6 protein-coding genes are annotated in these 7,356 nt (G+C 74.8%); 3 read left to right on the top strand and 3 right to left on the bottom strand.

From position 1 onward, the window contains the following. Positions 1-173: 173 nt before the first annotated feature. Positions 174-497 carry a chorismate mutase gene (locus ACFY8O_RS11335; protein WP_145802271.1) on the bottom strand — a complete coding sequence of 108 codons (324 nt, stop codon included), beginning with the start codon at positions 495-497 and terminating at the stop codon, positions 174-176. A gap of 92 nt (positions 498-589) precedes the next feature. Next, complete coding sequence (locus ACFY8O_RS11330) at positions 590-1,435, bottom strand: helix-turn-helix transcriptional regulator (protein WP_387901115.1); 846 nt, start codon at positions 1,433-1,435, stop codon at positions 590-592. A 125-nt stretch (positions 1,436-1,560) separates the two neighbouring features. Between ACFY8O_RS11330 and ACFY8O_RS11325 the strand changes: the two genes are divergently transcribed. The 3 genes from ACFY8O_RS11325 (at position 1,561) to ACFY8O_RS11315 (ending at position 5,546) form a co-directional block, all read left to right on the top strand. Further along, entirely contained in the window at positions 1,561-3,339 is a 1,779-nt protein-coding gene (locus ACFY8O_RS11325) for a glycoside hydrolase family 35 protein (protein ID WP_387900726.1), read from the top strand. A 150-nt stretch (positions 3,340-3,489) separates the two neighbouring features. Further along, complete coding sequence (locus ACFY8O_RS11320) at positions 3,490-4,395, top strand: hypothetical protein (protein ID WP_387900725.1); 906 nt, start codon at positions 3,490-3,492, stop codon at positions 4,393-4,395. 35 nt (positions 4,396-4,430) lie between these two features. Further along, positions 4,431-5,546 carry an ankyrin repeat domain-containing protein gene (locus ACFY8O_RS11315; RefSeq protein ID WP_387900723.1) on the top strand — a complete coding sequence of 372 codons (1,116 nt, stop codon included), beginning with the start codon at positions 4,431-4,433 and terminating at the stop codon, positions 5,544-5,546. A 92-nt stretch (positions 5,547-5,638) separates the two neighbouring features. Here the strand turns inward: ACFY8O_RS11315 and ACFY8O_RS11310 are convergent, their stop codons facing one another. Continuing rightward, entirely contained in the window at positions 5,639-7,306 is a 1,668-nt protein-coding gene (locus ACFY8O_RS11310; RefSeq protein WP_387900721.1) for a DEAD/DEAH box helicase, read from the bottom strand. Positions 7,307-7,356: the final 50 nt, after the last annotated feature.

The following is a 7,356-nucleotide window of genomic DNA, read 5'->3' as shown; positions in this document are numbered from 1 at the left end:
GGGCGCGGCCCCCCGGCCCCGGCCCCCCTGGCGCCCGCCCGCCGGCGCCCCGGGGGGGGGGGGGGCGCGGGGGGCGGCGGGGGGGGGGGGGGGGCCGCCGCCGGGGGGGGGGCGGGGGGGGGGGGGGGGGGGCCGGTCGCGTGCGGCGGGGGCGCCGCACGCTGTCGGGGGCGTCAGGCGTCGGGGCCGGCCGTCTCCTCGGCGATGCGCTCGTGGTGGCGGATGACTTCGGCGACGATGAAGTTCAGGAGCTTCTCGGCGAAGGCGGGGTCGAGCTTCGCGCTCTCGGCGAGCTGCCGCAGCCGGGCGATCTGGCGGGCTTCGCGGGCCGGGTCGGCGGGCGGCAGGTGGTGTTCGGCCTTGAGGTGGCCGACCTGCTGGGTGGCCTTGAAGCGCTCGGCGAGCATGTGGACGACTGCGGCGTCGATGTTGTCGATGCTTTCGCGCAGTCGGTTCAGTTCGGCGGTGGCGTAGGCGTCGATGTCGCTCGTGGTCATGGTCAGCGAGCTTAGACGCAGGTGTGGTGGCCCGGTGACGGGTGGGTGCGGGCGTCGGCCGGCCCGGGGAGCACGGCTGCCGGGGGGCGTGGTCAGGGTGCGGGGTCGGGACGGCTGTCGGGGGCGCCGCGTCCTTGCAGGTCGCGGAAGCGCACGGGGGCGGTGCCGACGCGGCGGGCGAAGAGGCGGGAGAAGTAGGCGGGGTCGTCGTAGCCGACGCGGCGTGCGACGGCGGCGACCGGCAGGTCGGTGGCGGCGAGCAGTTCCTTGGCATGGCTGAGCCGGATGTTCAGCAGGTAGTCCTTGGGGGTGCATCCGGCGGCGCGTTTCACGGCGGCGCGCAGTTCGGCGGGGGTCATGCCGTGGCGTGCGGCGTGCTCGGCCAGGGAGAGGGGCTGGAGGGCGTCGCGGGCGAGGGCCTGGAGGACGGGTGTGCCGTCGGGGCCGGTGTCGGCGCGTGCGCGGCGCAGGGCGACGAGGAGTTCGTGCAGGGCGGCGCCCGCTTCGACCTCGAGGAGGGGGTTGTCGGGGCGCGCGGCGCGCACGATGCGGCTGATGGCGGCGCGAGGGCCGGCGGTTCCGGTGAGGGGGACGAGGGGGCGGTCGGGTTCGATGTAGCCCAGTTCGGTGTAGGTGGTGGTGGCGGGGCCCGTGAAGTCGACGAAGCTCTCGTCCCAGCCGGTGGGGTCGGCGCCGTAGTGGTGGGGGGTGCCGGGGGTGAGCCAGATGAGGCTGGGTGCCGTGACGGCTGTGCGCCGCCCGTCGGGGGCGGTGATCCAGCCGCTGCCGGTGTTGATCAGGACGGCGGTGTGGTGGTCCAGGGTGCGGGGGCCGACGGTGGGCAGGGCGCCGTGCTGGAGGCCCACGCCGAGGCAGGCGAGGCCGAGGCGGTGGTGGCGGGGGCTGGGGGTGAAGAAACGCATCCAGGTGCGGGGCACCGGCGTCACCTCGTCGCGGGGCGTTGCGTCCAACTGTCGGTGATCTTTCTCCATGGACCGGGGTGTGCCCCGGGGCGATGCTGAGAGCCGGTACGGGATCTCGCACTCAGGAGCGTACGAGCACGATGACTGACTTCGGCGTGGAGGACGACCACTTCCTGCTCGACGGGCGGCCGGTGCGGCTGCTGTCGGGGGCGTTGCACTACTTCCGGGTGCACGAGGCGCAGTGGGGGCACCGGTTGTCGATGTTGCGGGCGATGGGGCTGAACTGTGTGGAGACGTACGTGCCGTGGAATCTCCACGAGCCCCGGCCGGGTGAGTTCCGGGACGTGGGGGCGCTGGGCCGTTTCCTGGACGCGGTGGGCCGGGCGGGGCTGTGGGCGATCGTGCGCCCGGGGCCGTACATCTGTGCCGAGTGGGAGAACGGCGGCCTGCCGGCCTGGGTGACGGGGCGGTTCGGGCGGCGGGTGCGGACGAGGGACGCGGGCTACGGCGCGGCCGTGGGCCGGTGGTTCGGGGAGCTGCTGCCGCAGGTGGTGGGCCGGCAGGTCACGGCGGGTGGCCCGGTGGTCATGGTCCAGGTGGAGAACGAGTACGGGAGTTACGGCTCGGACCGGGTCCATCTGGAGGAGCTGGCGGACCTCGTGCGGCGGTGCGGGGTGACGGTGCCGCTGTTCACGTCGGACGGGCCGGAGGACCACATGCTGACGGGCGGTTCGGTGCCGGGTCTGCCGGCCACGGCGAACTTCGGGTCGGGGGCGCGGGAGGCGTTCGGGGTGCTGCGCCGGCACCGGCCCCGGGATCCGCTGATGTGCATGGAGTTCTGGTGCGGCTGGTTCGAGCACTGGGGTGGTGAGCAGGTGGTACGGGACCCTGCGGCGACGGCGGCGGAGTTGCGGGAGATCCTGGAGTGCGGGGCGTCGGTGAATGTGTACATGGCGCACGGGGGGACGAACTTCGCCGGGTGGTCGGGGGCGAACCGTTCGGGTCCGCTGCAGGACGGGCGGCTGATGCCGACGGTGACGTCGTACGACTACGGCGCTCCCGTCGACGAGTACGGGCGGGCCACGGAGAAGTTCTGGCTGTTCCGGGAGGTGCTGGCGGCCTACCGGGAGGGACCGCTGCCGGAGCTGCCGCCCGAGCCCGTGGGGCTGCCCGGGCCCGTGCGGGTGGAGTTGACGCGGGGTACGTCGCCGGCGGCCGTGCTGGAGGCGCTGGGCGATCCGGAGACGGAGGAGTCCGGGGTGCCGCCGACCTTCGAGGACCTGGGTGTGGATCGTGGCCTGGTGCGTTACCGGGTGGATGTGCCGGGGCCCCGGCAGGCGTATCCGCTGTCGGTGACGGGCCTGCGGGACCGGGCTCTGGTGTACGTGGACGGGGTGCGCGCCGGGGTGCTCACGGAGGAGGAGCACACGCTGGAGGTGCCGGTGGCGGGTCCGGCCGAGGTGGAGTTGTGGGTGGAGTCGCTGGGCCGGGTCAACTACGGGCCGCGGCTGGGTGAGCCGAAGGGCGTCACGGGCGGGGTGCTGCACGAGCGTCAGTTCCTGCACGGGGTGCGGGCGCGGGCGCTGCGTCTGGACGCGTTCGACGTGCCGGGAGCGGTGGACCGGGTGGAGTTCGGGGATGCCGTGGAGGCGGGGCCGGTGGGCCTGTTCCGGGGGTCCTTCGAGGTGGCGGACGCGGCGGATACGGGTCACGCGGGCCTGGAACTCCCGGGCTGGACACGGGGGTTCGTATGGGTGAACGGCTTCTGCCTGGGGCGCTACTGGTCGGTGGGGCGCCGGCGCCCGCTGTACGTCCCTGGGCCGGTGCTGCGCGAGGGGGCCAACGAGGTGTGGGTACTGGAGCTGGAGGAGGCGGGGGAGCTGTTCGTGGAGCTCGGCCCGGGGCTGCCCGCCGGCTGAGACGGGGCGGAGGCCCGCGGCCCTCGCGCGGAGCGGCGGATGAGGGCGGGAGAGCGGGCGGGTGCCCCGCGCCCCGCACGGGAGCACGCCCGGTGCCGGTGGCCGGGCCTACAGTGAAGGTCCGTCGAGGGCTGCCGGAGGGGTGGGGACGTGAGCGAGGGAAGTGGCGGGGGTGGTCCGGTCGTCCACGGTTTTCCGCATCTCGACGCCGTACGGTCCGCGATCACGGCGCTGTACCGGCGCCTCTCCCCCGAGGGTGTGCGCTCCTACGCCGCGAGCCTCTCCCCCGCGGAGGCGGCCTTCTCCGACGTGGACGACCTGTATCCAGGCGCGCAGCGGGTGGCGGGCGCGCTGGTGCGGCATCTGCAACTGCCGCAGGCCCGTGTCGTCGTGGGCTTCCGGCGGATGGAGCACGCCGCGAGCGTCGAGCTCACGGCCGGGCCTGAGTACTTCGTCGAGCTCAACGACCGCTTCCGCACGCACCGGCGGGACATCGGGGCCGCGCTCGCGCACGAGATCACGCATGTGCTGCTGCACCGGCTGGGGCTGGAGCTCCCCGGCACCCGTGACAACGAGATCCTCACCGACACCGTGACGGCCTACCTCGGGGCGGGCTGGCTCCTGCTCGACGCCTTCCGCCAGGACGCGGTCTCCAGCCAGAAGCTCGGCTACCTCACGCCCGAGGAGTTCGGGTATGTACTCGCCAAGCGCGCGATGGTCTTCGACGAGGACCCGTCGGTGTGGTTCACCAGCCCCCAGGCGTACACCGCGTACACCCGGGGCCGGGCGCAGGCGTTGCGCGATCTGCACCGGCCGCCGCTGACCGCCACGGGGTGGGCGGGGCGGCGCCGCTACGCCAAGGACCGGCGTCTGGCGAGGGACCGCCCGGGGGCGGGCCACGACCCGTCCCTCCCGTACGCCTTCGAGTCGGGGCCGGACGGGTTGCGGGTCTCCTTCTCGTGTCCCACCTGTCACCAGCGCGTCCGTGTGCCGGTCCGCGGCAGGACGCGGGCCAGGTGCGGGCTGTGCCGCACGGTCCTGGAGTGCGACACCTGAGAAGGGCGCGCGGGCGGTGGCCGTAGGGTCGGTGTATGACGAATCGTCCGGTCGGTGGTGCCGACAGCCTTTTCGAGGCGTTGTACGACGGCGAGAACGCCGTCATCGCGGCGCTCCGTGCGGGTGCCTCCGCCGAGTCGGCCGACGCGGAGGGCACGACCGCGCTCTATCTGGCGTCCGTGCAGGATCTTCCGGGGGCGGTCCGGCTGCTGCTGGCGGCGGGCGCGGACCCGAACCGGGCGAGCGGCCCGGACCAGGGTGACCTGCCGTTGTGCGGGGCGGCCTGCGGTGGCCACGTGGAGGTGGCCGAGGCTCTGCTGGCGGCGGGGGCCGAGCCGGATCTGCGGGAGGATCTCGACTTCACGGCGCTGCGCTGGGCGGCGGGCCTCGGTCATGCCACGGTGGTGGAGACGCTCCTGACCCATGGTGCGGATCCGGACCTGCCCGGTCCGCACGGTGAGGCCCCGCTGGTGGTCGCGGCCGGGCGGGGGTCGGTGCGGACCGTGCGGGCGCTGCTCCGCCACGGCGCCCGCGCCCTGGCACCCGCACTGGAGGAGGCCCGGCGCGCGCTGGCGTCGGACGTGGAACAGGAGCTGCGGAGGGCGCTGCGGGACCTGTACGGCGACGAGGGCCATGCGTACGAGGTGCACCGCGTGGCGCAGGACGGCGGGGTGACCGTCACGGTCGAACTGCTGCGGGACGGCGTGCCGTTCGCGTCGCAGGACCGGCAGACGGGTCACGGGGCGATCGCGACGCTCCTTGAGGAGGCGCTGGGGGTGCGGGCTCCGTTCGAGGAGCTGGCGGCCAGGGCGCTGCGGGGTGGCGGCCCGGGGACGGACAACTGGCTGGTGGCGGTGGGCGCGCTGGGGCAGCGCGGCGACGAGGAGACCTTCCAGGCGGCTGCGGCCTGGACGGCGAGCGAGGATCCGTTGCGGCAGACGTTCGGGGTGGAGGTGCTGGCGCGGCTCGGGTTCCACACGGATCCGCGGCCGTTCGCCGAGCGGGCGGTGCCGCTGCTGCGTGAGCTCGTACGGACTGGGGCCCCGGTGCCCGCCGAGGCCGCGGCGCGGGTGCTGGACGGGTACGAGGACGGGCGCGAGGGGCCCGGGCACGGCGCGGAGCCGGGCGGGGACTCCAGCGGATACGCGTAGGCGCCCGCACCCCCGGCCCGGACGGTGAGCCCGGATCGGCGGTGGGGCGCCAGGTGCGGTGGCCGGCCCGGGCCGGTCACCGCACCTCTGGGCTAGGCGGCCCGGCGGCCACGCCCGGGCGCGCTGCCGCGCCCGCTGCCACCGGCGCGGCCGGCCCCGGCCGCACGGCCCGACGTGCCCGCACCGCCGGCGCCACCGCGCGCCGCACCGCCGCGCGTGCCACCGCCTGCGCCTGAGCGGGTCGCGCCGTTGCCCTGTGCGGCGGCCGGGGCGGCGCCCGTGCCACCGCGACGTCCACGGCCGCGGCTGCCGGAGCGGAAGGACCCGCCGGTGCCGGCGCCCGAGCCGTTGCCCGTGCCGCGCGTACGCGGCTTGGGCTGCGTGGGCTGGGGCACCTCTATGACGACCGCGACACCGGACGGCTCACGGGCCCCCGTGATCTTGCTGAGCTCCTCGTCGCTGGACTTGATCCGGGTGGTGCGCGGCGCGATGCCCGCGTCCTGCATCAGCCGGGTCATGTCGCGCTTCTCGTCGGGCAGCACGAGCGTGACGACGCTGCCGGACTCCCCGGCGCGCGCCGTGCGCCCGCCGCGGTGGAGGTAGTCCTTGTGGTCGGTCGGCGGGTCCACGTTGACGACCAGGTCCAGGTCGTCGATGTGGATGCCACGGGCCGCCACGTTCGTCGCGACGAGGGCGGTGACCTGGCCGTTCTTGAACTGGTCCAGCGTGCGGTTGCGCTGCGGCTGGGACCGGCCGCCGTGCAGGGCCGCTGCCCGTACGCCGCTGGCGAGGAGCCGCTTGGCGAAGCGGTCGGCGGCGCGCTTGGTGTCCACGAACATGATCACGCGGCCCTCGCGGGCGGCGATGCGGGTGGCGACGGCCTTCTTGTCGGTCTCGTCGGCCACGTGGAGCACGTGGTGCTCCATGGTGGTGACGGCGCCGGCGGAGGGGTCGACCGAGTGCACGACGGGGTCGGTGAGGAACATCTTGACCAGCCGGTCGATGTTCTTGTCGAGGGTGGCGGAGAAGAGCATCCGCTGCCCGTCGGGCTCGACCTGCTTGAGCAGCGCGACGACCTGCGGCATGAAGCCCATGTCGGCCATCTGGTCGGCCTCGTCGAGGACCGTGATCGCGACCTGGTCGAGGCGGCAGTCGCCGCGCTCGATGAGGTCCTTCAGCCGGCCGGGGGTGGCGACGAGCACCTCGGCGCCGCGGCGCAGCGCGCCGGACTGCCTGCTGATCGACATGCCGCCCACGACGGTGGCGACGCGCAGGTTCACGGCGGTGGCGTACGGGGTCAGCGCGTCGGTGACCTGCTGGGCGAGCTCACGGGTGGGGACGAGGACGAGCGCCAGCGGGGCGTGCGGCTCGGAGCGGCGTCCGGCGGTGCGGGCGAGCAGGGCCAGGCCGAAGGCCAGGGTCTTGCCCGAGCCGGTGCGGCCACGGCCGAGGATGTCCCGGCCGGCCAGCGAGTTCGGCAGGGTGGCGCCCTGGATGGGGAAGGGGTCGGTCACGCCCTGGGCCGCGAGGGTCTTCAGCAGCGCGGCGGGCATGTCCAGCTCGGCGAACGCCTCGACGGCGGGCAGCGCGGGGGTCATCGTCTCGGGCAGGGCGAATTCGCCGCCCTGCGCGGGCGCGGGCCTGCGGCGGGCGGGTGCCTTGCCGGAGCCACGGGTGTTCGTCGCCTGCGTCCGGTCCGTACCGCGCCCTCGGGCGGGGCGGTTGCGGGTCGGTCGGTCCTGGCGTTCGGAGCGGGTCATACGGAATTGCCCTCCTGGGGGATTCCTGGGATTGCTTGGGTGTTCTCTGC

This window comes from Streptomyces argenteolus, assembly GCF_042902585.1.
Classification (GTDB): Bacteria; Actinomycetota; Actinomycetes; order Streptomycetales; family Streptomycetaceae; genus Streptomyces; species Streptomyces argenteolus.
The sequence above is the reverse complement of the archived record's forward strand: the minus strand, read 5'-3'. Positions and strand labels throughout refer to the sequence as shown.

What these genes read in the sequence shown, in the direction of transcription:
- ACFY8O_RS11335 (WP_145802271.1), bottom strand. Translation starts at nt 497, where the DNA reads ATGACCACGAGCGACATCGACGCCTACGCCACCGCCGAACTGAACCGA.
- ACFY8O_RS11325 (WP_387900726.1), top strand. Translation starts at nt 1,561, where the DNA reads ATGACTGACTTCGGCGTGGAGGACGACCACTTCCTGCTCGACGGGCGG.
- ACFY8O_RS11315 (WP_387900723.1), top strand. Translation starts at nt 4,431, where the DNA reads ATGACGAATCGTCCGGTCGGTGGTGCCGACAGCCTTTTCGAGGCGTTG.
- ACFY8O_RS11310 (WP_387900721.1), bottom strand. Translation starts at nt 7,306, where the DNA reads ATGACCCGCTCCGAACGCCAGGACCGACCGACCCGCAACCGCCCCGCC.